Here is a 23,059-nt window from a genome sequence, read left to right on the forward strand (position 1 = left end):
GTGAGGAGCCAGTCGGCCAGGTGGCCGGGGATCCGGGGGTCGGCTTCGGCGACGTAACCGTGCTCGGGATGGGAAGTGAAGAGGAAGTGTTCGGACAGAGACGGATCCTTATCGGGTGGACGGGGCTCAGCGGGACTTCGGGGTGCGCTTGGGCTCGGGGCTGCGCGGTGGTTCGGCGTGCGAAGGCTGCGCCGAGGGGGGACGGGTCGGCGACGGGACGCGTTCGATGCTCACCAGGGGGACGACGGCCTTGGGGAACGGGAAGGCTGTGGAGCGCAGAGTGGGCCGAGGGTCCAGGGTCTCGGCGACGACCGCGTGCATGAGGAAGGCCGGCGTCTTCTCTGTGAACGATATGTCCCACAGGTGACCGAGGCCGTCCGGGGAGGCGGCCAGGTGCCAGGTGATGGACGCGTCTCCGTGGATGGGCGGCGCGGGCGAGTCCGGGGGGCGGCCGACCACGGCGGCGTGCCCGTCGTGCGAGATGAATCCGGAGAGCCCGAAGTCGTCGAAGTAGCTCCAGGAGTCGATGTCGACGTACAGCTCGAACAGGCCGGGCTCGGCGCCGATGCCGTAGACGACGTGATCCGGGTCGGCGGCCAGTTCAGCGGCCAGGGTGCCGACGAGGGTGGAGACGAACTCGATCGGAACATTGCCGTTGATGTTCGTCCGCCAGCGCTCCGGCGCTTGTGCGTCGGTTCGAGCCGCGACCACCAGGTGGGGGCCGTGGCCCACGGCCGTCCGGTCATGGCGGATCGTGATGCGCTGGCACGGGCTGGTGACGATCAACGACGAGTCGTCGGTGTGCACGCTCCACGCGGAGTCCTCGGCGAAGACGTCCAGGAGCAGGCGGTGGTCGCCAGGGAGACTGGCGGCCAGATAGCGGGGAGAGATGAGGACCTTCTCCCGGGGAATCTTCTGCGCGGGGTCGTTGGGCATGGGCCTTCTCGGTGGGATGGACGGGGGAGCGGGGCGCGACGAAGGCGGGTGCCCAACTACGTGGTGGCGGAGGCGGCATCGCAAAGGGATAGCGATGCTGCGCGCAGGCTGGCGCCGAACCGGTGGGCGAAGACCCGCGCCTTCGCCTCCAGATGGTCGTACGAGTCCTGTGCAGTCATCTGCCCGACGTGCTTGCGGTACCGGTAGACCGGAACGGGCAGCAGGATTCCCGGAGCGAGGCAGGTGATCGCGAGGGTGCAGTAGTCCTCGCCCTGCACCAGCCCGCCCATGGGGGCCGCGCGCACCAGGTCGGTCCGGGCCAGGAGGGTGGTGGGGCCCAGCGGGATGGTGTCGGCCGGGTCCTTCCAGTACGCCCACACGTCCCCGGCTTCGTGCCGGCCCGGCGGCGTCGGGCACCGCCACAGAGCCGTGGACCCGTCGTCGTGCAGGTCCTGGCTGTATCCGGCGCACCAGCCCACCCTGGTCTCCTCCAGGACACGCAGTCGCAGCGCCATGGCGTTGTCGGTGAACTCGTCATCGTCATCGGCCCAGTTGACGAACTCGGTGCGCACCTCGTTGAGCGCCAGATTGCGGGCGCAGGCCGCTCCGACCGCGCGCGGCAGGGAGAGGACGCGGACGCGGGGGTCGGCGACGAGGGCTGCAGGAAGCCGGGCGGGGTCGGCGCCGTCGAGGGCGACGACGGCCTCCCACGGGACACTCTGCCGGCACAGGCTGGCATGCATGGACACGAGGAATGCCAGGCGGTCCGGGCGGAGTTGGGTGGCGATGACCACGGTGATCTTCGGGCGGGGGCGCGGTGACAGAGGGTTCTCCGGGCAGGCGGCGGATCGGTGCGGAGCGGCCGGGGCTATCGGCGGGCAGCCCTATGGGGCGTCGGCGCCGTGACGGGCACGGTGGTGGACAAGTGGGGCATGAAGCGCGGCGGGACGATCGGAGCCCGGGAATCCGGATGCCAGGCGCCCGGATCGGCACCGATGACGCCGCGCGGGTCGGTGTCCCAGGCGACGACGGGGCCACGGTCGTACGCCCGCAGGGCGATCACTTCGATGCCGCGTTCGTGCAGGATGTAGGCCCAGTCCAGGTCGTCGGTGCCGTCCTGCGTGATCAGTTCACGCTCGGCCGGGGAGCCGTCGGTGTTGTACACGTTGGTGAGCTGGAGGCTGGGACACTCCTGGCCCCGGGTCAGGGAGCGGCGCAGAGCGGCGGGGGCGCCGTCGAGGAGGTCCGTGCCCAGCTCCTCCCAGCCGTGGCGGACCTCGTCGATCAGGTGCCGGGCCATCGCCTCCAGGTCACCGGTGAACCGGTGCTGGTAGGCGGCAAGGAGCAGCGGGAGTTTGCTGTCGGGATAGCCGTCGAAGTGGACGTACATGCCGGCGTACCCGTCGGCGGTGGGGCGGGCGACGACCGCACGGGTGGACAGATCAGTCTCCTTGGGGTGGGACGGGTCAGTGCGAGCGGGCGCGCGCCGCCCAAGCCGTGGTGGGGGCAGGTGCGGCGGTCCGCGCGGTGGTCTGGGGCGGTGTGCTGGCGGGGATCGGCCGAACGGGCTTCCACAGGCCGGGGGTATCGCGGAGCCGGACGCGGGGGTCGGTGCTCCACGTGACGACGGGACCGCGTTCTATGCCGGGTGCGCTGATCACTTCGATGCCCTGCTTGTGTCGGCAGAGACCGTGTCCCGCGCAGGTCGTGTTGCTTTTTCGCCAGGCTGGGCCGTCGGTTCGTATCGCGTTGCGGTGATCCATATTGACCATCTGCCTTGGGCAGTGGCGCGACGGGTAGAACGTTTGGGAACCCAACGAGAAGGGCCTGCCAAGTGGACGCTAGCGTTGCGGCGATACTTGGTGCCGCGATCGGTGCTGTTGGCGGTGTAGGCGGCGGATTGCTCACCCTCAGCACGCAGCTCCGGAGTCTCGACGCTCAGCATCGCGTAGAGGAGAGGCGTTGGCTCGCGGATTTGCGCCGCGAGACCTATACAGGCTTTGTCACCTGCGCGAAGCAACTTTCCAATGCTGTCTGGAAGGCGTCCGATCTACTTCAAGGCGAAGCTGGTGTCGAGGATTGGGAGAGCGCCCGTCGCAGCGTGCACGACGCCTGGACTCAGTTCAGTGCCGCGTCGGCGGCGGTCACGATGGCCGGCCCCCACACGGTGGCTGCGGCCGCTGAGGATCTGCGAGAAGCTCTACGACAGTGGGAGCTGTTAACTGGAACCTGGATTCGAGCCGCAATCCAGCAAGGTACTGGGAATCTCGCGGAGCACGACCGGCAATTCATGGCTGGCTTCGAGGCCAAGAAGCCCCTAGAGGTGGCGTTCCAGGTCGCCGCACGGCGGGCGTTAGGAACCGATAACTGACTGGGTGTCTGATTCGGTGAAGCCGTGTGTATGTCCCCCCAGGGCGACGGTGCCGGACAGTTCTCCGTCGACCCCGCCCGCAACCACTTCTTGGTCACGGCTGTCCCCCGCAACCCCGTCCGTCCTCGAACAGAAGGTCCTCGTCGACAAGGAACGCCATCCCCTCGGGAATCGTCGGCGCCCCCGACAATCCGCAGGGCCCCCAGCCGTCACTGGAGTAGAACGCCAGTTCCATGCGCCCGACCATACGGACCGGACGCAGCGCACAACACCACCAAGTTCGTTCGACCCGTAACTCCAATGAGCCTTATGAGACACCGCAGTTGTGCGTAAACAACCCTGCGGGTGCAGGACGTATCCCCAGTCCAGGCGCGACACCGTCCGCTCCGCGAAGATCAGCGGTGGCTCGGCCGGCCGGGCCGGGTAGCGCTTGCCGGGCGCGTCGCGGCCGGCGTCGAGGTGCTCGCGCAGGGCAGCGGGCGTGCCGTCGAGGAGGTCGGTGCCGAGGAAGGACCAGCCTTCCGGCGCGTCGTCGATGAGGTAGGCCGCCAGGGCCTCGGTGTCGCCGGCGAACCGGTGCTGGTGGGCGGCGAGCAGCAGCGGCAGGTGGTAACTGGGATAACCGTCCCCGTGGACGTACGTCCCGGCGTAGCCGGTGGTGGTGGGACGGGCGATGACAGAGCGGGGGGCCAGCAGTGCTCCAAGCTCGTGAGGACGATGGGTGGTTCAGGGGCGGCGGCGTGCGGGCCGGCTTCCGCCGTCGGCGGGCCGGCGGTGCTGCTCGGCCACCACGGGCGTCGGTGCGGGCCTGGTGTGGGACGGGGCGTCGGCGACGGGTGCGGTGACGGCGGTGAGCGCGCGCTGGAGGCTGCGCAGGGCGGCGGCGTGGCCGAGCATGACGTTCAACGAACTCTCGGCCGGGGCGGTGGTGCCGGGGCGGGGCGAGAGCCGGTGAATCTCGGCGAGACCGGTCACGGCCGTACTCAGGTGTGCGGCTGTCCGGTTGGTGTGTTCGAGCGCGGTGGCCAGCTGGACGAGGTAGGTACGTCCCGTGTCGGTGGTGGCGAGGGGGCTGTCGGCCGACCGGAGTATCTCGCCTATGAGGCCGGAGGCGACGTTGTACACGGAGACGAGCTGATGGAGCAGGCGATCGAGGGCCGGCTGCGGGCTGCCGGTCTGGGGTGGGGTCAGGCCGGCGGCGGTCTGCTGGATGCGGCGTTGCCAGTTGGTGAGCTGGGTGTGGACGACGACGGCGTCGTCGGCTTCACTCACCGGCGCCGCCCCGGGCGCGGGGGTGTGCGTGGCAGGGGCGAGCGCGGACCGTCGGCGAGCGCTCGGGTGAACTCGCTTATGTGCAAGGGCAGTTCCTAGGCGGGACGGTTCAGGGAGTGGCGGGAGTGCGGCTGCCGCTGGTGCGCCGCGGTGGGCCGATGGCTCAAGGGCGTGCGGGTCAGCGGGTGCGGGATGGAGCGGGTGATGCTGTCGGCGGGACCGGGGCGGTTGCTGGTGGTGTCGTGCGGGTGTCGGCGGTGGCCCGCAAGTGCCGTGCGGCGCGGGCGAGTTGGGTGCGGCTCTCACCGAGGCGGTCCACGAGGTACTGGTGGGCGGTGGCGATGGCCCGGGTGCGGGCGGGGCCGGGGCGCTGGCGGGTGAGGTTGGCGAGGCGCGCGAGGTGGTGAACGGCGGAGCTGAGGGCGGCGAGCGCGGCACCGGTCGGCTCGGCGGCCTCGGCGAGCGCGAGGGTGACGCGGCGGCGGGAGGCCGTAGCCGTGTCGGGGTAATTGGCTGCGGCCCGGTGGCGGAAGGCGTGTTGCCCGGTCAGGTAGCCGAGCAGGCGGGCCAGGTTGCGGATCTCGTCGTCGAGGATCTCGCTCAGCGCTGGATCTGGGCCGACCTGGTGGGGGAGAGGGAGGTGGTCGGCCACGGTGGTGAGCCGGTCGGCCACGTTGTGCAGCAGCACCCGCTGGTCGAGATCCGAGGGAAACAACTCCATGACGCGCGGACGCAAGCGGCTACCGCCGCTGGGCGGCGGGGGTGGCGGTGGCCGTGAGCAGGTGGGGCGCGGCCACGGCGGGGGTGACCGGGGTGGCGTGGCGGAAATTCACGCCGATGCCCTGGGCCGTGAGCAGCCGGACCGTAGCGTGGAGGAAATTGGCCCGCTCGGCGCGGCTGTAGGAGGCGGGCAGGGCGAACGCCGCCTCGTGCGTCCGGTACTGGAAATTACAGATGTAGAGCACGTCATACGCGTCCTTGGGCACCGACTTGACCGGAGCGCCCACGACGCCGTCTGGATACCAGATCAACGTGAGGGTCTGGGCAGGCTCGGGCGCGGGCCGGCGGTACGGTGGCTCGGGCTGGATGCGCGCGTGGTGGCGGACCGCGTCGAGGGCCGCCTCGTAGCGGGGCAGGACACGTCGGGTGACATCGGCGGCGGCACGCAGCGGGTTGTCGGGGACGACGATTCCGTTGGGCGCGTCCACTGACTCGACGTGGTGGGGCTTGAAACCGGTGGGGTGCATCGGGGTGACGAGGAACTCGCCGCCGCGTCCAACAGGCCGTTTGAAGACGCACAGTTGCTGACGGTCGGGTCCGTCGAGAAGGACGTGGAGCATGCTGTCGTACCCCGCGGCCCAGTTGATGTGGCCGACGTCCCACACCCGGACGATGAGGGAACAGCTGGCGTCGTCGACTTGCGGGGGAGTGCTGGTCCAGGTGCCGGGCAGTCGGGCGGCAAGGGCGGTGGCGAAGGCGGACAGTTCGTCGTGAGGGGTGGGCATGGTTCCTGACGGAGGCGGCGGGTGGTGGATGGTTCGGAGGTTCAGCGCCCTGGGCTGCCGTGTCCGGGCTGTGGTCCGGGCGGGGCGGGAGGCGTGCTGGGAGTGGTGCGGACCTGCTTCGTGAGCGCTTCCCGGTCCGGGAGCGGGTCGTAGTACGCGCGCAGGATCGCAAGGTCCGCTTCGGTCGCCATGGCGAGGGCGGAGGAGATGCGGCTGGCGGCGTCGCGCAGCAGCCAGGGCGGTGACCCGGGTTCGGCTCCGCGGTTTTGGCCCTTCCACTTGGCGGTGGCGGCCAGGTGCTCGATGACCTCGTTGAGGAACGGGGCGACCGCGTCCAGCGCGGCGTTGAGGGCGGTACTGAACTCGGCCGGCGTGTCGGCCGCGTCCAGAGCCCGGCGGAAATGGCTCAGGTCCGGCGCGGGATAGGGCTCGGCGGGCAGCGTGTGGTGTGCGCGGAAGTCTGCCGCGTCGCGATCGGCCCAGCGGTACAGGTCGTCCCTGGTGGCAGATCGGGTGTGGTAGGCGCGGATCTGATCGGAGGTGCGGCCGACGTTGTCGTACAGCTCGAAATCGGGGTCTTGCAGGGGAACTCCAGGTCAGGTACGGCGGCGCGATGTGGGACCCGGCGCCGGGGCCGGGTCCGCCAGGGGCGTGTGCCGGAGCCGGGGCGGGCTCGTGCACTGGCGGAGACCGAGGGCGAGGGCGGCTTCCAGGGTGGGGGTGAAAGTCAGCCCGGCGCGGCGCAGGGTGTGGGCGGAGTCGAGGCCGCCGGAGTGCAGGACGGCCCGGGCACCGACCGCATGCGCGGCACGGGCGTCGTCCACGCTGTCCCCGATGACGAGCACCGGCCGCGATCGCAGAGCGTCCGGCAGGGCGGCGAGGTGGTCGGCAAGGACGCCCGCCTTGGTCCCGTCACGCCCGCGACGGCCGTCGATGCGGCTGAAATGGCCGGTGATGGCCAGCCGGTCGGTCTCCTCGACGAGCACGTCGTGCGGATACAGCGACAGAAGCGACTGACTGTGGCCCAACTCCACTGCCTGGTACAGGAGTTGTTCGGCTCCCGGGCGCAGGCGGGGCGCCCGCGAGCGCAGGAACACCGCGAAGTCGGCCTGAGCCTGGGCCCATTCACCATCGGTCACCGGGCGGTTCAGCAACCGGTCGTAGAGGCCGCGGATGGGGACCGTGTGCTTGGCCTGGTAGGTGGCCAGGTCGATGGGCGCCGCCCGCAGTCCCGCGAGGGTGTGGTTGACCGCGTCGAGGAGGTCGCCGACGTCGTCCTTGAGGGTGCCGTTCCAGTCCCACACGATATGGACGTACGGAGACGTCTGCGGGAGGCGGTCTGTGGTCGGGTGGGTCATCGGCTCACCGGTGTGTGCAAGGGCGGCCCGGCGGTCGGCGGTGTCGGAGCCCGGACCGTGGCGGTGAAGCGTTCCCCGCTGCGGTGCTGGTTGATGCCGTCGACCGCGGCGCTGACATGGCAGTCGTGCGCCGTGCCGTGCGTGATGCGGTCCCGGCGGCTGCCATCACCTACCTGGGTGGGGCCGCGGTCGGTGACCCGGGGGTGTACGTCGTCGAGATCTCGGATGCGCACGCCGAGTTGGGTGAACCTCGCGTCGATAGCCTCGATCATGGGCGGGACGTCGGCGCCGTTGCGCACTTCGGGCCGGTAGGGAACGCCGGGGTCGGCCGAGGGGGTCGAGTCGTAGACCAGCTCGAACTGCTCGTTGGTGTCGGGGTGTTGGCGGGTGACGGACCATCCCTCCGGGTCTCCCGGCGGACGGCTGGACGGCGGCTCCTGCGGCGGAGAGATGATCAGGTAGCTGCCGTCGGGGAGCGAGGCGCGCACCATATACGCGCTCAGGCCGAACTCGATGTCGCACTCCAGCCCACGCTGCCGCAGCGGCGTGGTGATGTGCGCGTGCCGGCGCCACAGCTCCTGCCACCATGCGGTGGCCGCACGGCGATGGTCGGGAAGCGGCGCGAGCGGCGTCGCGCTGTCGTCGTCAGCGCCCACGGCTCCTCCTGCGGGAGGCGGGCGTGCGGTGCAGGGGTGGTGTCCGCAGGACGGGGCGAGGATCCGGAATCGGGGTGAAGTCGAATTCGTACTCGTCGTAGGTGGAGATCAGATCGTTCTCCATCTGGGCTTCGCGTTCGGCGGCCTGCGCCATGAGGTCATCGTGCTCGGCCTGGCACTGCTGGTACTGGGCCCAGTCGGTGTCGCTGAAATGGGCGGGGCGGTTCAGGGGACTCCTTGAGGTGGTGATGCCGGCTCGGAATTCCGCCCGAGGATCAGTGGCGGCGACCGCTCGGCCTGGACGGTGGAAGCGTCGGCGTTTCCCGAGGGGTGAGCGTCGAGAGGAAGTGCTGGAAGCGGAGATGGTCTTCGAGTTCCTTGGCCGCGTCGCGGAGGGATTCCGACGCGCGCCGCAAGAAGGCGCGCGCCGAGGCGTGGTCGATGACCATGCGGTTCGTCAGATAGTGCTGGCCGGCCGGGCCAGAGGAGCGCGGTAGACACAGGGCGGCCTCCGCGGTCTCCGCGAAGTGCGACGTTGCGTGGGCCGACAGGGTGCTCGCCATCGCGAGATGGGCCAGAGTGGCGCGGCCTGCGCGGTATGCGCTGTGGGGACTCGCGGCGAACTCGCCCGTGAGCCGGAGAACGTCGCGGGAGAGGTCCTGTGCGCTCGTCGCGTGCCCGAGCAGCTCGGTGTAGGAGGGCTCGGCCGGAACGTGGCCGCTCTCGTCCAGCAGCTGCCACTGCTGGGCGCGGTCGTAGAACGTGGCCTTCATCGTGTTGAGCGCGCCGACGAGGCGGAGAGCGTCGTCGGGCGGTATCAGGTCGCGCTGGATGCCGGGTTTCATAAGCCTCGTGCGGTGTCTCTGTTGCTGCCGGTTCTTTGGTGCCTGTGGCGGGCGGAGCGGATCCGCAGGTATCAGCGGCGGCGTACCGCCACAGGCGCAGCTGCTCCGGCGCGCGGCCCGTCGGCGGGTAGGACGGGTGCGGGTTTGGTGGTGGACGCGGTCGGAGAGGGTAGGCGGGCGGCCGGCTCCTGGCGTTCGTCCCTGGACACTGCGGCTGATTCGATGACCAGTGATTCCGGCAGGAGCTGGGCGTCTTCGATCAGGTCGTCCAAAAGGGACGCCCGCAACTCCAGTTCGCCCGCGGAGGCGAGGGCGCCACGGTCGCGGCACCAGTTGGCTGCGCTTTCCAGGAACTGGTGCATCTGGGCGAATGCGCCGTGACCGTCAGCGACGGTGTGCTCGTATACCTCGGTGAACCGATCGATATCGGGGGCGGCTTGGAGCGCTTCCGTCGCGGCGCGGACGGAGACGCCGGAGTCCGGCGGCTGCACGTAGGGTTCGGGCTGGTCAGCGACCGTCGGCGTCGGGGCCTTTTCCGGAAGCCATCGAGGTACCTTGCGCGAGCCTTCGTACTCGTAGTAGTCCGGCTTGGAACTGGTTATGTGCGCTTCCGTTCGTTGGGATTGGGGCCGCACTGTTCGTGAACCCACGGACCTTTCAGTGCATGCGGGCGTCGGTGTCGAAGAGCGCCAGCTCGTGGCTGTGCAGGAGGTGCTGCACGATGAAAGATCGTCCGGCGACCTTCCACAGGCCACGGCCTCGGTTGAGGTGGGAGATCGCGTCGGTCTCCACCGAGGTGAGCCCCAACAGTGTTGCGGCTGCGTGGAGTTGGTCGGTTTCCTGGCGGTAGATGATGCGGGTGGAGCAGTCGGCGAGTAGACCTTCGGCGAGCGCGCGTCCGCGGGATCCGGCGTCGCCGGCGGTGAGCAGGTCGGACAGCCGGTGGATGACCATCAGGTTGGCGATGCCCAGGCCACGGGAGAGCTTCCACTGGGACTGCATGCGTTGCAGCAGGCCGGGGTGGCGCATCAGCCTCCATGCTTCGTCGTAGACGATCCAGCGTCGCCCGCCGTCCGGGTCGGACAGTGCGGATTCCATCCACGCGGACGCGCAGGTCATGGCGAGGACGAGGGCGGTGTCGTCGCCGGATCCGCCGAGCCGGGACAGATCGATGGTCAGCATCGGCGCGTTGGGGTCGAAAGCCGTGGTGGAGGGGGCGTCGAACATGCCGGCCAGGTCACCGTGGACCAATCGGCGCATGGCGTGGGCCAGGTCGCGGGAGGCGTCGCCGAGGCGGCCGGACAGGACGCCGCCGGCCTGGTCGAGTTCGTCGGGGTTGTTGAGGGTGGCGGCGATGTCGCCGAGCAGCGGGGTGCGTCCCCTCGCGGCGGCGCCGGTGACGACGGCGTCCAGGGCGACGTCGAGGCCGGTGTGTTCCATCGGCAGCAGGTCCCGCCCGAGCACGGTGCGGGCCAGCGATCCGAGCAACAGTAGACGCCGCTTGCGGATCTCGCCCGCCCAGTCGGCCTCGGAGACGTTGGTCGGGCGCGGCGCCGCGTCCAACGGGTTCAACCGTCCAGGCAGCCCCGGACCGAGCGCGATGGACGCTCCGCCCAACGCCTGGGCCACGGGCGTCCATTCGCCCTTCGGATCGCAAGGGACATAGACCCGGTATCCGAAGGCGATCGACCTCAAGGCGAAGGACTTGGCGAGCGCTGACTTGCCCTGCCCGATCACGCCGGCCAGCAAGAGGTTCGGGTTGGTGAACCCTTCGAGACGCCCGTACAGGGAGAACGGGTCGAAGCAGAATGACGCTTCCGCGTGCACGTCGCGGCCGATGTAGATGCCCTCGGCCCCCAGCCCGCCCTCGGCGAGGAACGGATACGCCCCGCTCGCGGTGGCTGTGGTCATGCGCTGGGCGGGCAGCTTGATCTTGTTGTTGCGCGCGGAGGCCGGGCCGGGCCGGCCGGTCGGGGGGAAGAGAGGAGCAGGCATCTCCTGGTCCTGCACCCCGGTGGCGTTGGCATGCGTGGCTGCTTCGGCTCGGGCCTTGGCGGCGGCCTCGGCGAGCTGCCGGCGGGCAGCTCTGCGAGCGGCACGGTCGCTGCCGTGCGGGGTGAACAGGGCGGTGGCGCTGGCGCGGTGGCCTCGGCGCGCGGGCCGGTGACTCATAGGGGGCGCTTTCACATGACGGCGGTCTGGACGCGGTACGGGGTCAGACGACCGGTGAGGCGGTGAACAGGACCGGGCTGCGATAGCTCTTGCCGTCGCCGCTCCAGTCCAGCTGGATGTAGCCGTCGGCGAGGTAACGGCCGGTCCCCGCACGGTACTTGAGGGTGCCGGTCGCATAGGAGCCGTTGCCGTGGGCGCTGCTGTGTTCGAGCGCGTGCTCCAGGCCGGTGTAGGCGGCCGTCGTGACGACCGGGTCCGTGCCGCGGACGCTGTGCTTGGTCTGGAGCTGGAACTTGGCCTTGTTGAAAGTAAAGGTGCTGTGCTGGGCCGCCGCATAGGGGCCGTCCCAGTACACGGTGGCGGTGGTGTAGATGTAGCCGCCGGACCGCTTGGCGCAGAGCGTCACGCTCAGGTCCCAGTTGTCGGAGTCGGGTCCGCTGTAGCTCGGGTCGTCGACCGTGGCGGTGCTGGTCTTGCAGTGGTAGCTGGCGGCGGATGCCGGGGCGGCGGTGGCCAGGGCGGCGGTGCCGGCGAGAGCGGCGAGGCCGGCGGCGGCGGAGGTGGAGCGCTTCAGGGTGCGCATGCAGGGCCTTTCGGTGGTGCGGGGTTACTGGCTGCAGGTGGTGGTGTGGCCGGGCAGCGGGGTGTTGAGGTCGCTCGGGGTGGTCTTGCGCCGTACGGCGTGCCCGGCAGCGAGGTGGCGCTGGCAGATGGTCAGGACGGGCGGCCCCTCGGGCAGCCGGTCGGGACGGCATTCGGTGCCCGCCGAGGATGTGTCCGCCGCGGGAAGAAGGTGGAAGGCGTCGTGTACGGCGGCGGCGCACTGCCACAGCCGGGCTTGAGCGGTGGCGAGGTGTCGGCCGGCGGCCGGCAGCGGGGGCCGGGTGGTCTCGGCGAGTTGGTCGAGCAGTTGGTGCAGCGCGGTCAGATGGGCGTGCAGCACGTCGAGATGCACGCGGTCCGCGGCGGCGTGCTGGTCGCGCGAGGTGAGGGCGCGGGCGTGGTGGCGGATACCGGCGCTGGCGGCCCGCAGGTACGGGTACGCGTCGCCGACGGGAAGAGCGGAGGGCAATGGGGAAGAGTTCCTTCCTGCCGCGGCGGCAGGACGTCGGCGGGTGTCGGGGCGGGGTTAGAGGGCCGAGCGGGCGAGTGGAAGCGCGCCGAGCGCGAAGGCGGCGGGCTGCTGGAAGAGCAGGCGCCGCAGGTCGACCTGGGCGGTGACGGCGGCGGTCTCGATTTGCGCGCACGCGGCATCCAGCAGGGCGTCGGTCTCGGCGGACACGGTGAGCAGTCCGGTCAGCGCCACATCGGCGTGCCCGGCGATCAACTGCCGTTCGCGGACCTTGACGTCGGCGTATTCGACGGAATCCGCTTCGGAGTCGACCTGCCCGCGGCGAGAGCGCTCGCTGGCGTCGGCGATGATCGCCGCCTTCGCGCGCTGCACGTCGCGCATCGCGGACTCGAGCCCCTGCGGCACGTATATAAGGGAGAGGGCGCGGCGGACTCCGGCGGTGAACATGAGCCCGTGCAGGAAGCCGGCCGAGGTTTCGGTGCGGGGCCAGTTTTCGACCCAGTAGGTGGCGTGCCGGGCGGAGTCGGTGGCGAGCCGGTCGTACTCCTCGACCTGTACCACGGGTCCGGCAGCGGCGGGGTCGGCTTCGGCCCGGCCGGAGTTGGACCACTGCTGGAGCGCGGACAGCGCACCCGGGTCGTAGGCGGTGCGGATGACGGCGGCGATCTCGCGGGCCGTGAGCCAGCCGGTCACCGTCAGTCCGGCGCTGCGTGCGGCCTGGGCGATGGCGGAGGTGGTCTGTTCCAGCACGGTGAAGGCGCCGGGCAGTCCGCCGCCCGCCTGGCTGATGAGGCGCTTGGCGGCCTTGAGGTCGAGGGAGATCGCCAGGTATGCCTCGTGCGGGGCGGCAGCCGGACCGGCGGAGGCGACCAGGTCGGAGTACACCTGTCCGGCGACCGGGGTGTCGGGGTGGCCCTGCCTGGCCCAGTGGCGGGCGAGGGTGTCGCCGCTGTCGGGCACGGTGCGCTCCAGAACCTGCACGGTGGCAATGTGTCCGGTGCGGGCGATACCGGCCAGGGCCCGCCCCCAGCCAGCGACGTTGTGGTTCTGGGTGGCCGGGTCGAGGAGCGCGAAGGCCCTGCTGGAGACGCGGGCGACGGCGGTCAGGGTCTGGCCGTGCGGGTCGTGCACGGCGGCGGCGCCGTTGGCGGAGTCGCCGGGCGTGACGACGCGCAGCGAGGCGGTAGTGCCGGGCAGGTGCAGAACGCCGTCCTGGCGGGGCCGGGTGACGGGCCGGGCCAGCCACAGATTCTGGCCGGTGCGCTGCCGACGAGCGAAGCGCAGGACGATCGGCGCCCAGTCGATCAGGGAACGGCCGTGACGGCGGACGGCGACCAGAGCGGCGACCGCGGCCCACAGCGGCGTCAGGGCGATGGCGCCGAGGAGCCCGGTGGATACCACCGTGACCAGCAGGAGCGCCAACGCGCCTGACACGAGGACGAGTTGGGGCAGGGAGAGGCCGAGCAGGATGCCGCGCCTGGACCGGTGGGGGAATTTGACGGTGAGCGGTTGGACAGTGAGATCAGACAAGGGCCGTTCCGATGGTGCGCAGGGCGGTGGCCGGGGCGGCACGCGGCGGGGAATGCGCAGCGCGTACCGCCCCGGAGGCGGGCAAGATCACAGGCCGGTGGGCGGGGGCGGCGGTGTTCCGCTGCCGCTGGACGTACCGGCCGAGTCCGGCGCGGGCGGGGCTCCCTGCGGCGGTGGCGTCGAGGCGGTGGCACCGGGCTGCGACATGAAGCCGCTGCCGCCGCTGGAGGGCGATGCGGAACCGCCACCCGGTCCGGGTGCACCGCCGAACTGACCACTGGTGTCGTCACGGGGGCTGGTCGGAGGAGGCTGGACGGCCTTGTCCAGGCCGCTCTTGATCCCCTCGCCCCCGGACGACGCGGTGTTCGAGCTGCCGCCTTCCTTGCCGGCATCCGGCGCGGGGTTGGCGGCGATGTCGCCGGGGAAACCGCCCGGCACCGCGTCCGGGCCCTGAGGAGCAGCGCCTGCTCCGGCCGCAACACCGCCGGTCCCCGCGGTCGCGACCGCGGCGGTGGCCTTGCGCCCGGCGCGCTCGGCGTGCTGACGGGCCATCTGCGCACCGGCTCCGCCGGAGCGGTGCAGCGTTTCGGCGTCCGAGCCCTCGGAGGCGGCCCAGTGCACGAACTTGAACGTGGCGTACGGGCACAACAACACCAAAGCCAGGATGACGATGCCGGCCATCACGTCGGCGAGGGCGGCGATACCGTCCTTCGCCTCCGTCTTGCCCATTGCGGCGATCCCGAGAACGAAGATCACGGTCATCAGCAACTTACTGACCACCAGGGTGGCGGTGGCTTCGATCCAGCCCTTACGCCAGCGGCGGGCGACCTCCCAGCCGCCGCCGGCTCCGGCGAAGACGGCGAGGGTGACCATGACGAGGATGCCGACCTTGCGGACCATCATCACGCACCAGTAGAGGATGGCGCCGATCGCGGCGCCGACACCGACGAAGACCGTCACGAGCCAGCCCAGGCCGGACAGGGAAGCGATCTGCCCCACCTTGACGATCCGCCGCACCGCCGTGGCGACGTCCAGATTGGCGGCTTTGAACAGCCCGTCGGACAGGGCGTCGACGACTTCGATGGCGACGGTGGTGAAGGCGATCGCGGTGAACGCGAACAGCACGCCCGTGGCGGTTCCGGTGAACGCCTGTGCCAGCGCCTGCCCGTCGCGGCGGATCGCCGCGCGCACGAGTTGGGCGCAGAACGTGGCGACGAGGACGACCAGACCGATCGGCAGGATCATCTCGTAGTTGTCGCGGAACCACCCCGCATTCAAATCGACCTTGGTGGTGGTGTTGACCGCTTCGGCGGCCAGGTCCGCTGCGGCTGCGGCGAGTTCGCCTGCGCTCTTGGCCATCCAGTTGCCGATGGCGGCGCCCGGGTCGGAGGCGAAGTCCACGGCGTCACCCACCGCGCAGAGTTTGTCCGCGAGGGGAAGGTCGCAGAAGCCCAAAAGGGGGTCTCTCCTTTCTCAGGTAGGCGTGGGGCGTGTCAGGGCACGACGGTTGGGGCGATGGCGACCAGGGAGCAGTTCGCGTTGGGGCGGCACTGCACGGCGAGGGTGACCGAGCGGTCCTCGGCTCCGGCTCCGCCGTTCTTCCAGGCGATCTGTTGTTTGCCGGTGACGGTGACGGCGTAGATGTACGCCTGAGTGATCGCCGACGGATCGTCCGCCAGCGCCTCCTTGAACGCCGAGGGGTAGTGGGCCTCGGTCACGGTGGCGGTGGCGTACTGGTCCTGTTCGGCCATCCGCGACCACAGCACCGGATCCGGCACCTGCGCGGAGATCGAGGACCAGTCGGCGTACGTCGTCTCCGACGTCAGCCACGCCTTCAGCCCGGCGAGCTGCTGATCGTGGCTGTTGCTGCGGGTGTCGTACGACCACAGCGCGGTGGCGGCGGCCTTGGCGAAGGCGACCGGGTCCGCCAGCTGCGGAGGCTTCGCGACCGACCCGGCCCCGGCCGTAGCCGTCGGGTCGGCGGTCGCGGAAGTGCTGCTGCTCGGCTGGGAGGTCGCAGCGGAGGCCCGGCCGTCACCGGCTGTGGTGCGGCCGGTGAGCAGGGCGACGGCGGCGGCGAGAGCCAGCAGGACGGCGAGGCCGGTCGCGATAGCTGTGATGCGCTGCCGGGTCGACCAGCCGAGGCCGTAGTCGGACAGGGCGGGGAATCGTTTCGGCATCAATGGACCTGCGACCCCAGGGCGGAGAAGAACGCCACGATCCCGTTCGCGGCGCCGAGACCGAGGGCGGCGCCCGCCGCGACGACTGCGCCCTTCTTCCCGTTGGCCTCGGCCTGGTGGCCGCCGGTGTGGTGGCCCCATGCCCACACGCCGAGGGAGACGGCGAGTGCGCCGACCACGGCGACAATCGCGAACAGGTTGACCGAGCTGACCACGTTCTTCAGCACGGCCAGGCCAGGGAGGCCACCGCCCGAGGGTGTGATGCCGGGGTCGTAGGCCAGGTACTGCACGGTTTCGAGCAGATGCAATGAAGCTCCTTGGGCGCGCCGAAGCCCGGCGCGCGGGAATCACGAAAAGAGGGAGGGGCGGGGCAACTGCCCTGAGATGGAGGGCTGGCCGCCGTGCGAGGAGAGGCCGGCCCGGCCGACATCCAGGACGGGCGGCGCGTTCTGCGCGGCCCTGGCGCCGAGAGCGCGGAAGGCGCCCCGGGGGGTATCCCGGTCAGGGCCGGTGCGCGTGGCTGCCGGACCCCGACGGGGTCAGATGACGCGGCGCGCGGCCAGGATGGCCCAGTCCGCGAGGGGCGTGATCCGGACTGGTTTTCCAGTTCTGGGTGCCTCGATCGCGAGTCCCGAGCCGATGTACATGCCGACGTGTTCGGGGCGGGCGGCGCTGCCGCGGGCGAAGATCAGGTCGCCCGGCTGAAGGTGCTTTGTGGAGACGGCCTTGCCCTCGTTGATCTGCGTGTACGTGGTGCGGGTGAGGGTGATGCCCGCGTGCTTGTACGCCTGCTGGGTCAGGGAGCTGCAGTCGCAGCGGCCCATCGGGTCGGGGCCGTGCGGTGCGGTGCAGGTGCCGCCCCACTGGTACATCGTGCCGAGCTGTGCCATGGCCCAGGCGATGGCCTTGCGCGCTGCGGGATCGGCGTTCTTGGGGATCGAGTAGCCCTTCGGCACCGACCCCTCCGGGATGGTGCCGTACCCGGAGCCGTCCTCCGTCGCCGCGCAGGACGCGGTGCCGGAGGCGGCGCCCGTCTCGCTGATGTCCTGGCCGGCATCGGGGAACGTCGCGGCGATCGCCTTCTGGAGGGCAGTCGCCAGCGGCTCCCACGGTGCGTAGGCGTCGGGGTAGGCGGATCGCTGAACCGTCTGCGCGGCCTGGGCGACGGTCAGCTGCTGCCAGCCGTCCACCGCGAGCAGGTGCTTGTAGAACTGGGTGGCGGCGTAGACGGGGTCGTGGATCTCCGTAGCGGTGCCCCAGCCCTGGCTGGGCCTCTGTTGGAAGAGACCCAGCGAGTCGAGGTCGCCGGAGCTGAGGTTGCGCAGCCGGGATTCCTGCATCGCCGTGGCGAGCGCGATGATCTGCCCCTTCTTCGGCACGTGGAGGTCGATCCCGGTCGCCACGATCGTGCGGGCGTTGGGGATCTGCTCCTCGGGCAGGGACAGGCCCTCGACGTGGATGTTCTTGGTGTCTGCGCCGTTGAGGATCTTGGTGACCTGCTCGACGACCGTGTCGGTGTCGACGTCGCCCGCGCAGGCGAGGGAGGACGAGACGGTCTGGGCGGCCTCGCTGCTGGTGGCCATCAGCATGGCCGTGCCGGCGAGGAGGAAAGGGGAGAGGACGAAGACGCCGATGCCGGCGGCCAGGCCCTTCAACCGGGGATGCCTCCCGGCAGGCGGTCACGGCCCGGAGGCCGGAACGCGGGCAGGGGTGGGCAGAGCGATGACATGGCGAGGTCCTTGGTGAAGTCCCGGCGGCGCGTGCGTCGTTGAGGAAAGGGCGCGACGGCCGGGTGGTGGGTAAATCGGGGCCCGGGTGCACGTGCGCGAGTTGCCGCTCGCACCGGCACAGGGGTGTCGGGTCAGGTGTGCCAGGACAGGGGGCTACCTCCACGAGGGCAGGGGCGGGGATGCGCCATCGGCTGTATCGGCCGGGCAGTTCCAAAACAGTAAGGGCGGATCCCCGGTTGCCGAAATCGTTGGTAACCAAGGCTTGGTTTCGGGGTTCTCGGCGGCGATAGCGCTCAACCGGGGATCGTGCCCTACAGTTTTGGCTCCCCCCCTCTCGCCCCTCCCGCTCCACGGACCTGCGGTGCCGTCCTGCCTGCATTCGGTCCCGCGGGTTATCGGGGCGGCCTGGAGGACCTCTCCCGCATCTCACCCGACCCGAATTGGGGTATCTCTTTGCCTTTTTCCCTGCATCAGGGCGACGCGCTCGGCGTCCTCGCCCAACTGCCGGACGACTGCGTCGACTCCGTCATCACCGACCCGCCGTACAACTCCGGCGGTCGGACGGCCAAGGAGCGCACCTCCCGCAGCGCGAAGCAGAAGTACACCTCCGCCGACGCCGGGCACGAGCTGCCGGACTTCACCGGCGAGAACATGGACCAGCGCTCCTACGGCTTCTGGCTGACCCAGGTCATGACCGAGGCGCACCGGCTCACGAAGACCGGCGGCACGGCGCTTTTGTTCACCGACTGGCGGCAGCTGCCGATCACCACGGATGCCATCCAGGCCGCCGGCTGGCTGTGGCGGGGCGTGCTCGCCTGGCACAAACCGCAGGCCCGCCCCCAGAAGGGGCGCTTCACCCAGAACTGCGAGTTCATCGTCTGGGGGTCCCGCGGGCCGATCGACGCCTCCAGGAACCCGGTCTATCTGCCCGGCCTGTACAGCGCCTCGCAGCCGTCGGGCAAGAGCCGGCAGCACATCACGCAGAAGCCGGTCTCCGTCATGCGGGAGCTGGTGCAGATCTCGCCGCCGGGAGGGACGGTGCTCGACTTCACCTGCGGCTCGGGCTCGACGGGAGTCGCGGCCCTGCTGGAGGGACGCGACTTCATCGGCGTCGAGAAGACCAAGCACTACGCGAAGGTCGCCAATGAGCGGCTGCTGCAGACGATGCAACAGACCCTGTCCCAGGATGACTTGACCCTCACTTCCTGACCCCGTTGTGCCGTGCGGATCGGCTTGTGGTGCGTGGCCCGCCACGCCCTGCCGGTGCCGCGCTTCGCTTTATAGCAGCCAAGTCCCGGTTACCGAAACCGGGGATTCTCCGGATGGTTTGAGTCGCAATTCACGCCCGACGGCTGCGGCTCAAGGAGGCCCCTTTTCGTGCCTGAATCCACAAACCCCTCGCAGGACGGGGGGACGGAACCGGTCCGGCTGCCGGACTCCGATTTGGCGAGCGTTTCGGCGAGCGTCCGCAAACTGCTGGAGCAGTCTGCGGAGCAGGCCCTCCAGCTCGACAACCTCGCGTCCGCACCGTTGCCCCCGGACATGCCGTTCGGCGCCTTCGGCATGCCGGGGTTCGCGGGCCTGCCGCCGCAGGCGGCTCCGCCGGAGCCCCGCCCGATCCTGGAGCTGGAGGGCGAGGAGTACGAAGACGAACTCGACGCGTTGTCGGACTGGGTGGACGATTACCTCGTCCGGGTCTACGGGGCAGAGGTCACCACCGCCGCCCCGTGGTGCGAGCAGTGGCAGGAACACGCCGACGTCGTCGCCTGGCTCCACGCCCTGTGGCTGGCCTACCAGCAGCACAAGGATCCCGAGGCCGGGCTGTCCGGTCTGTTTGTGTGGCACCGGGATTTCCTCACCCACGCCATGGCTGCCGTCCGGGCGGCCGGCGGTCCGCTGTCGGCGTGCATGACCGATCCGGACCGGCCCGCCCACCGCCTGCTGCCCGGCCCGCCGCCCTCCAGCCGGACGAGCGCCGCACCTGAGGAGTCCGCAGAGTCCGAGGAGAACGGCGAGCGTGGCCAGGGGGCCGGATGAGCGGCCATGACCGGCCGGCCTTCGGCCTCTCCTTCGACCCGTGCGCCCTGAGTGACCTTCTCCAGGCCCCGGGCGACATCCGCGACCTGGCGCTCGCCCAGCTTCAGGACGTCGTCAACGCCCGTCTGTTCGGCGCCAAACTCACCCGCGATCTCGCCGGCTGCCGCAAGGTCTACGTCGATCACCGCAACGCGTGGCGCATCGTCTACGCCCAGCGGCCGGCGCCCGCCACCTCCGCGTACACCACCGAGATCCACGTCGTGGCCGTCCGCCCGCGCGAGGCGCACGACGTGTACAACACCGCCCGCGACCGACTCGGCATCGCCCGGCGGCCCCTGGGCGAGCGCACCCACGCGGCACGTACCCGCTCGCCGCAACTGGGCGTACGCCAGCCCGTTCCCAAGCCCGGACCGCCTCCCTACGCGATGCCCGGCCTTCCCCACCCCGCACTGTCCCCGACCCTGAAGGGCCCCGTTCGTTGACGCAGTTCCCCAGCCTGATCGACCAGGTCGCCGCCGCCGTACTGGCGCCGACCGAGGTCACCGAGAACCCGCACCACCGCGCCATCGTCGATGTGTTCGTCGAGATCCAGGACCTCGATGGGCAGCTCGCCGCCCTGGCCGGCGCCGGACGTCCTGCCGGCGTCACCGCGACCGAGCAGCTCGATGCGCTCACCGACCTGCTGATCGAACGCATGGCGGCCGGAGCCGAGTTGAGCGCGCTGCTGTCCACCTCCTGCTGCTGCGCGGCGGCGTACGAACCCGAACCGCTCAGCGAGTACGAGCCGGAGGACGACGAGGAGCCCTACGGTGAAACGGACCCCGATCCCGACGCCGACGCCGACGCCGACGCCGACGGCTTCGAGGACGTCGAGGATCTGGAGGGTCCCGACGACCTAGATGACTTCGACGATCTCGACGACCTTCACGAGGACACGTGTGAGGAGTTCCTGACCTGCCCGAGCCGGCCGTGGACGATCGTCCACGCCTGCCTCGACATCTTCGACGCCGTGGGCGCAGCGCGGTACGTCAGCGCCGCTGAACTGGTCGCGCGCCTGCGCGAGTTGCCCGGTGAGGCAGAGGGCCGCTGGCGCTATGCCGACCTCACCCCGGTCCGCCTCGCCCTGCTCCTGCGCCCCTACGGAGTCCAGTCCCGCAAGCCGCGCAACGCCGACGGCAGCCGCTACCGGGCCTACCGGCGCGACGACCTGCACGCCGCCCGCCCGGACTGTTCCTGCTGACCCACCCCGCCCTGGCACGTACCCGCGAGGTGACGGCGGCGGACGGGGACCTGGTCGCCGCCTTCCACGCGCAGTGTCGCGAACAGAGCCTGTTGCTCCGCTGGGGCCGTACCCGCCTCACGCCCCGTGACCTGGCCCTGCTGCTCGCCCAGGCGCAGTGCTGGATCGGACTCGACGCCACCCAGCGGCCCCTGGCCCTCGTCTGCGTCGGATCCGTCAACCGTCAGCCGGGCGTCGTCGACCTCGGACTGCAAGTCGCCGACGACCACCACCGCCGCGGCATCGGAACAGCTATGGCCCGGCAGGCAGCCCGGATCGCCCGCACGCGCGGGGCACACACCCTCACCGCGTTCACGCACGCGTCCAACACGCCCATGCTCCGGCTCCTGGAACATCTGGGCCCCACCCGGCGCACCCGCGACGGCCCCTATGCCGAGGTCCGCGTCGCCCTCGACGCATACCCCCCAGCCACTCTCCCGCCAGCACGAAGCGTCCCGACATGACCCCACCTCCCGCGTCCTCGCCCGACCGCCGCCCGCGCACCGGGCTCGACCACCGGATCGAGACGGCCACCGGGTGCAGCATCGAGACGCTCTGCCGCCACCTCGACGACGCTCTCCTCGACGCCCCGCACACAGCCTTGGCCAACGCCCACCGTGACCTCGTCCGGGCCGAGCGGGACGTCACCTTCCACCGCGCCCGTCTCGCCCACCTCGCCTCCGGCGAATTCCCCGTCGATCAGGCTCTGTTCGTGCGGATCGAGCGCACCGTCGACCAGCTCGCGCACGCCATCGACGCGCGCGACACCCAACTGGTCAAGACCGCTGCCGCGCTGGAGCCGATCGAAGCCGCCGCTCCGCCGCGCGCGCCACGGCACGTGCCGGCGAAAGACGTCGCGGCCCTGCTCGCCATCGCCCAGGGCGCCAAGCTCCACGAGAACCTGATCACCCACCGGCTCGCCGTGGCGACCCCTTCGCGCACCCGCATCTCCTACGCCCACCTGCAGCACCTGGAGGCGAGCGGTCTCGTGGACCGTGACACCTCCCGGCTGCTCCGTGCCGGTGCCGGCCAGCCCGTCATCCTCACCGACGCCGGCCGTGCCGTCCTTGCTGCTCCGCGTCCCGCAGGGCCGCCCGGTATCACGCCGCCGCCCCGGCCGGCGGCCTTTGCGGCTCCCGCGCACGTGCGTCGCTGAACGGCTCAACACGCCTTGCCCACGGCGCCGTTGGCGTCATCGAACCGAAAGCACCGATGCCCACCCACCCACCGGATTTCCGCCTTGGCGGCTACCACGCCGTCAACGACGTCGTTGACGAACAGTTCTGGCAGCACATCGGCATCAACGAGGACCAGCTCACCGTCCTGGCCGAGCACCACACCAGCGACAGCGGGCACAGCTTCTACCTCCTCCACAACGGGGCCGTCACCTGGGGCATCCCGGGCGAGCCGCAGCTCGTCGCCCTCCACCTCCAGCGCGACACCGGCGCGCGGACCTTCCGCTTCGACCAGGCCGCATTCGCCCTGCCCGCGATGGCCCAGTCCTGGCTGATCGCCCGAGGCTGCCCCGAGGAGCAGATCCTCCTCGCCGACGGCATGGGAAGCGAACCAGCCGACCCGGCCACCCGCGCCCTGGAGAAGCGACTGCGCAGGGACGGCGACCATTTCGCCTTGCTGACCAGCTACACGCACGACACCGAGCCGATGGAGATCACCGTGCTGCTGCGCGCCCTCGACGAGAAGGCGCCGGTGCCGTTCCGGATCCTGCTCGAAGAGGTCGACACCACGGCGTGGACACACACCCTGCGCGAAGGCGGCTTCACCACCTTCGAGGCCGCCACCCAGTGGTGGGAGGCGCACTGGAGCGGCGAGGCGATCCCGCTGCCGCCCGCCTCCCCCACAGCCCGCCACTCCACCGCTGCGGGCCTTCCTGTTCCACCCGCGCGACCTGCTCCACCGCGCCGTCCGGGCCGCTGAATTCGCGGCCCGCCGGCCCTACTCCGCACTTCCTGCACGGTGAAATACCGGCGGCCTTCGGAGAGGCGGCGCGGAATGTAGCACGCAATCCCCGGTTACCGAAACCGGGGATTCTCCGGAGTCTTGTTCTCGGCCCGCACGGCATCAGCCCGGGTCCGTTTCCGCATTCCCGTCCCCGGTT

Annotated in this window: 29 protein-coding genes; 8 read left to right on the forward strand and 21 right to left on the reverse strand. The window is 70.7% G+C overall.

Translation table 11 applies throughout. From position 1 onward, the window contains the following. Nucleotides 1-126: 126 nt before the first annotated feature. The 3 genes from ACFZDJ_RS13795 to ACFZDJ_RS13805 all read right to left on the reverse strand — a co-directional run bounded on the left by ACFZDJ_RS13795 (nt 127) and on the right by ACFZDJ_RS13805 (nt 2,326). On the reverse strand, nt 127-936 hold the full coding sequence (locus tag ACFZDJ_RS13795) for a DUF317 domain-containing protein (RefSeq protein ID WP_391058787.1): 810 nt from the start codon (nt 934-936) through the stop codon (nt 127-129). A 56-nt stretch (nt 937-992) separates the two neighbouring features. Further along, nucleotides 993-1,730, reverse strand: coding sequence for a glycosyltransferase (locus ACFZDJ_RS13800; protein ID WP_391058790.1), 738 nt, complete (start codon nt 1,728-1,730; stop codon nt 993-995). A gap of 74 nt (nt 1,731-1,804) precedes the next feature. Next, nucleotides 1,805-2,326, reverse strand: a complete 522-nt coding sequence (locus ACFZDJ_RS13805) for a hypothetical protein (RefSeq protein WP_391058792.1) — start codon at nt 2,324-2,326, stop codon at nt 1,805-1,807. A 444-nt stretch (nt 2,327-2,770) separates the two neighbouring features. On the opposite strand from ACFZDJ_RS13805, the gene ACFZDJ_RS13810 reads away from it, so the two are divergent. After that, nucleotides 2,771-3,307, forward strand: a complete 537-nt coding sequence (locus tag ACFZDJ_RS13810; RefSeq protein WP_391058794.1) for a hypothetical protein — start codon at nt 2,771-2,773, stop codon at nt 3,305-3,307. A gap of 94 nt (nt 3,308-3,401) precedes the next feature. Here the strand turns inward: ACFZDJ_RS13810 and ACFZDJ_RS13815 are convergent, their stop codons facing one another. From ACFZDJ_RS13815 to ACFZDJ_RS13900, 18 genes are all read right to left on the reverse strand, one after another. Beyond that, complete coding sequence (locus tag ACFZDJ_RS13815; protein WP_391058796.1) at nt 3,402-3,542, reverse strand: hypothetical protein; 141 nt, start codon at nt 3,540-3,542, stop codon at nt 3,402-3,404. Nucleotides 3,543-4,033: 491 nt separating this feature from the next. Next, on the reverse strand, nt 4,034-4,579 hold the full coding sequence (locus ACFZDJ_RS13820; RefSeq protein ID WP_391058799.1) for a hypothetical protein: 546 nt from the start codon (nt 4,577-4,579) through the stop codon (nt 4,034-4,036). A 178-nt stretch (nt 4,580-4,757) separates the two neighbouring features. Further along, entirely contained in the window at nt 4,758-5,300 is a 543-nt protein-coding gene (locus tag ACFZDJ_RS13825) for a hypothetical protein (RefSeq protein ID WP_391058802.1), read from the reverse strand. Between the two features lie 19 nt (nt 5,301-5,319). After that, the gene (locus tag ACFZDJ_RS13830; RefSeq protein WP_391058805.1) at nt 5,320-6,084 is read right to left on the reverse strand and encodes a hypothetical protein; all 765 of its coding nucleotides are present in this window, start codon (nt 6,082-6,084) and stop codon (nt 5,320-5,322) included. A 41-nt stretch (nt 6,085-6,125) separates the two neighbouring features. Further along, entirely contained in the window at nt 6,126-6,275 is a 150-nt protein-coding gene (locus ACFZDJ_RS13835) for a hypothetical protein (protein ID WP_391058808.1), read from the reverse strand. A 405-nt stretch (nt 6,276-6,680) separates the two neighbouring features. Next, on the reverse strand, nt 6,681-7,442 hold the full coding sequence (locus ACFZDJ_RS13840) for an HAD family hydrolase (RefSeq protein ID WP_391058811.1): 762 nt from the start codon (nt 7,440-7,442) through the stop codon (nt 6,681-6,683). Next, nucleotides 7,439-8,098, reverse strand: a complete 660-nt coding sequence (locus tag ACFZDJ_RS13845) for a hypothetical protein (RefSeq protein ID WP_391058814.1) — start codon at nt 8,096-8,098, stop codon at nt 7,439-7,441. The genes ACFZDJ_RS13840 and ACFZDJ_RS13845 overlap by 4 nt, the downstream gene beginning before the upstream one ends. Continuing rightward, nucleotides 8,088-8,252, reverse strand: a complete 165-nt coding sequence (locus ACFZDJ_RS13850; RefSeq protein ID WP_391058817.1) for a hypothetical protein — start codon at nt 8,250-8,252, stop codon at nt 8,088-8,090. Before ACFZDJ_RS13850 ends, ACFZDJ_RS13845 begins: the two co-directional genes overlap by 11 nt. A gap of 121 nt (nt 8,253-8,373) precedes the next feature. Next, the gene (locus tag ACFZDJ_RS13855; RefSeq protein WP_391058820.1) at nt 8,374-8,943 is read right to left on the reverse strand and encodes a hypothetical protein; all 570 of its coding nucleotides are present in this window, start codon (nt 8,941-8,943) and stop codon (nt 8,374-8,376) included. A gap of 71 nt (nt 8,944-9,014) precedes the next feature. Next, nucleotides 9,015-9,593 carry a hypothetical protein gene (locus tag ACFZDJ_RS13860; protein ID WP_391058823.1) on the reverse strand — a complete coding sequence of 193 codons (579 nt, stop codon included), beginning with the start codon at nt 9,591-9,593 and terminating at the stop codon, nt 9,015-9,017. 7 nt (nt 9,594-9,600) lie between these two features. Beyond that, complete coding sequence (locus ACFZDJ_RS13865; protein WP_391058826.1) at nt 9,601-11,115, reverse strand: ATP-binding protein; 1,515 nt, start codon at nt 11,113-11,115, stop codon at nt 9,601-9,603. 43 nt (nt 11,116-11,158) lie between these two features. Then, nucleotides 11,159-11,698, reverse strand: a complete 540-nt coding sequence (locus tag ACFZDJ_RS13870) for a hypothetical protein (RefSeq protein ID WP_391058829.1) — start codon at nt 11,696-11,698, stop codon at nt 11,159-11,161. Between the two features lie 24 nt (nt 11,699-11,722). After that, nucleotides 11,723-12,187, reverse strand: a complete 465-nt coding sequence (locus tag ACFZDJ_RS13875) for a DUF6238 family protein (protein ID WP_391058832.1) — start codon at nt 12,185-12,187, stop codon at nt 11,723-11,725. Between the two features lie 57 nt (nt 12,188-12,244). Further along, the gene (locus ACFZDJ_RS13880) at nt 12,245-13,717 is read right to left on the reverse strand and encodes an SCO6880 family protein (protein WP_391058835.1); all 1,473 of its coding nucleotides are present in this window, start codon (nt 13,715-13,717) and stop codon (nt 12,245-12,247) included. Nucleotides 13,718-13,804: 87 nt separating this feature from the next. Then, the gene (locus tag ACFZDJ_RS13885) at nt 13,805-15,172 is read right to left on the reverse strand and encodes an ATP-binding protein (RefSeq protein ID WP_391058838.1); all 1,368 of its coding nucleotides are present in this window, start codon (nt 15,170-15,172) and stop codon (nt 13,805-13,807) included. A gap of 38 nt (nt 15,173-15,210) precedes the next feature. Beyond that, complete coding sequence (locus tag ACFZDJ_RS13890; protein ID WP_391058841.1) at nt 15,211-15,897, reverse strand: hypothetical protein; 687 nt, start codon at nt 15,895-15,897, stop codon at nt 15,211-15,213. Next, entirely contained in the window at nt 15,897-16,205 is a 309-nt protein-coding gene (locus tag ACFZDJ_RS13895; RefSeq protein ID WP_388108875.1) for a DUF6112 family protein, read from the reverse strand. Before ACFZDJ_RS13895 ends, ACFZDJ_RS13890 begins: the two co-directional genes overlap by 1 nt. 231 nt (nt 16,206-16,436) lie before the next feature. Beyond that, nucleotides 16,437-17,552: an NlpC/P60 family protein gene (locus ACFZDJ_RS13900; protein ID WP_391058845.1), complete on the reverse strand. Its 1,116-nt coding sequence runs from the start codon at nt 17,550-17,552 to the stop codon at nt 16,437-16,439. A 528-nt stretch (nt 17,553-18,080) separates the two neighbouring features. Here ACFZDJ_RS13900 and ACFZDJ_RS13905 point away from each other — a divergent pair. The 7 genes from ACFZDJ_RS13905 (at nt 18,081) to ACFZDJ_RS13935 (ending at nt 22,878) form a co-directional block, all read left to right on the forward strand. Continuing rightward, entirely contained in the window at nt 18,081-18,836 is a 756-nt protein-coding gene (locus ACFZDJ_RS13905) for a DNA methyltransferase (protein WP_391058848.1), read from the forward strand. Between the two features lie 168 nt (nt 18,837-19,004). Beyond that, complete coding sequence (locus tag ACFZDJ_RS13910; protein WP_391058851.1) at nt 19,005-19,664, forward strand: DUF4913 domain-containing protein; 660 nt, start codon at nt 19,005-19,007, stop codon at nt 19,662-19,664. Further along, nucleotides 19,661-20,146, forward strand: coding sequence for a hypothetical protein (locus ACFZDJ_RS13915; protein ID WP_391058854.1), 486 nt, complete (start codon nt 19,661-19,663; stop codon nt 20,144-20,146). Before ACFZDJ_RS13910 ends, ACFZDJ_RS13915 begins: the two co-directional genes overlap by 4 nt. Further along, nucleotides 20,143-20,904, forward strand: coding sequence for a DUF3631 domain-containing protein (locus ACFZDJ_RS13920; RefSeq protein WP_391058858.1), 762 nt, complete (start codon nt 20,143-20,145; stop codon nt 20,902-20,904). Before ACFZDJ_RS13915 ends, ACFZDJ_RS13920 begins: the two co-directional genes overlap by 4 nt. A 29-nt stretch (nt 20,905-20,933) precedes the next feature. Continuing rightward, entirely contained in the window at nt 20,934-21,407 is a 474-nt protein-coding gene (locus ACFZDJ_RS13925; protein ID WP_391058861.1) for a GNAT family N-acetyltransferase, read from the forward strand. After that, nucleotides 21,404-22,099 (forward strand): hypothetical protein, encoded by a 696-nt coding sequence (locus ACFZDJ_RS13930; RefSeq protein WP_391058863.1) that lies wholly within the window; start codon nt 21,404-21,406, stop codon nt 22,097-22,099. The genes ACFZDJ_RS13925 and ACFZDJ_RS13930 overlap by 4 nt, the downstream gene beginning before the upstream one ends. Before the next feature lie 56 nt (nt 22,100-22,155). Continuing rightward, the gene (locus ACFZDJ_RS13935; RefSeq protein ID WP_391058866.1) at nt 22,156-22,878 is read left to right on the forward strand and encodes a hypothetical protein; all 723 of its coding nucleotides are present in this window, start codon (nt 22,156-22,158) and stop codon (nt 22,876-22,878) included. Nucleotides 22,879-23,059 lie beyond the last annotated feature (181 nt).

The sequence above is a fragment of the Streptomyces sp. NPDC007896 genome (assembly GCF_042959425.1).
In the GTDB taxonomy this organism is placed as follows: Bacteria; Actinomycetota; Actinomycetes; order Streptomycetales; family Streptomycetaceae; genus Streptomyces.

Bases quoted from the DNA above. Each gene is read 5' to 3' on its own strand.
- ACFZDJ_RS13870 (WP_391058829.1), bottom strand. From the start codon at position 11,698: ATGCGCACCCTGAAGCGCTCCACCTCCGCCGCCGCCGGCCTCGCCGCT.
- ACFZDJ_RS13840 (WP_391058811.1), bottom strand. From the start codon at position 7,442: ATGACCCACCCGACCACAGACCGCCTCCCGCAGACGTCTCCGTACGTC.
- ACFZDJ_RS13825 (WP_391058802.1), bottom strand. From the start codon at position 5,300: ATGGAGTTGTTTCCCTCGGATCTCGACCAGCGGGTGCTGCTGCACAAC.
- ACFZDJ_RS13835 (WP_391058808.1), bottom strand. From the start codon at position 6,275: ATGGCGACCGAAGCGGACCTTGCGATCCTGCGCGCGTACTACGACCCG.
- ACFZDJ_RS13830 (WP_391058805.1), bottom strand. From the start codon at position 6,084: ATGCCCACCCCTCACGACGAACTGTCCGCCTTCGCCACCGCCCTTGCC.
- ACFZDJ_RS13935 (WP_391058866.1), top strand. From the start codon at position 22,156: ATGCCCACCCACCCACCGGATTTCCGCCTTGGCGGCTACCACGCCGTC.
- ACFZDJ_RS13815 (WP_391058796.1), bottom strand. From the start codon at position 3,542: ATGGAACTGGCGTTCTACTCCAGTGACGGCTGGGGGCCCTGCGGATTG.
- ACFZDJ_RS13930 (WP_391058863.1), top strand. From the start codon at position 21,404: ATGACCCCACCTCCCGCGTCCTCGCCCGACCGCCGCCCGCGCACCGGG.
- ACFZDJ_RS13795 (WP_391058787.1), bottom strand. From the start codon at position 936: ATGCCCAACGACCCCGCGCAGAAGATTCCCCGGGAGAAGGTCCTCATC.
- ACFZDJ_RS13915 (WP_391058854.1), top strand. From the start codon at position 19,661: ATGAGCGGCCATGACCGGCCGGCCTTCGGCCTCTCCTTCGACCCGTGC.
- ACFZDJ_RS13890 (WP_391058841.1), bottom strand. From the start codon at position 15,897: ATGCCGAAACGATTCCCCGCCCTGTCCGACTACGGCCTCGGCTGGTCG.
- ACFZDJ_RS13855 (WP_391058820.1), bottom strand. From the start codon at position 8,943: ATGAAACCCGGCATCCAGCGCGACCTGATACCGCCCGACGACGCTCTC.
- ACFZDJ_RS13865 (WP_391058826.1), bottom strand. From the start codon at position 11,115: ATGAGTCACCGGCCCGCGCGCCGAGGCCACCGCGCCAGCGCCACCGCC.
- ACFZDJ_RS13805 (WP_391058792.1), bottom strand. From the start codon at position 2,326: ATGTACGTCCACTTCGACGGCTATCCCGACAGCAAACTCCCGCTGCTC.
- ACFZDJ_RS13850 (WP_391058817.1), bottom strand. From the start codon at position 8,252: ATGGCGCAGGCCGCCGAACGCGAAGCCCAGATGGAGAACGATCTGATC.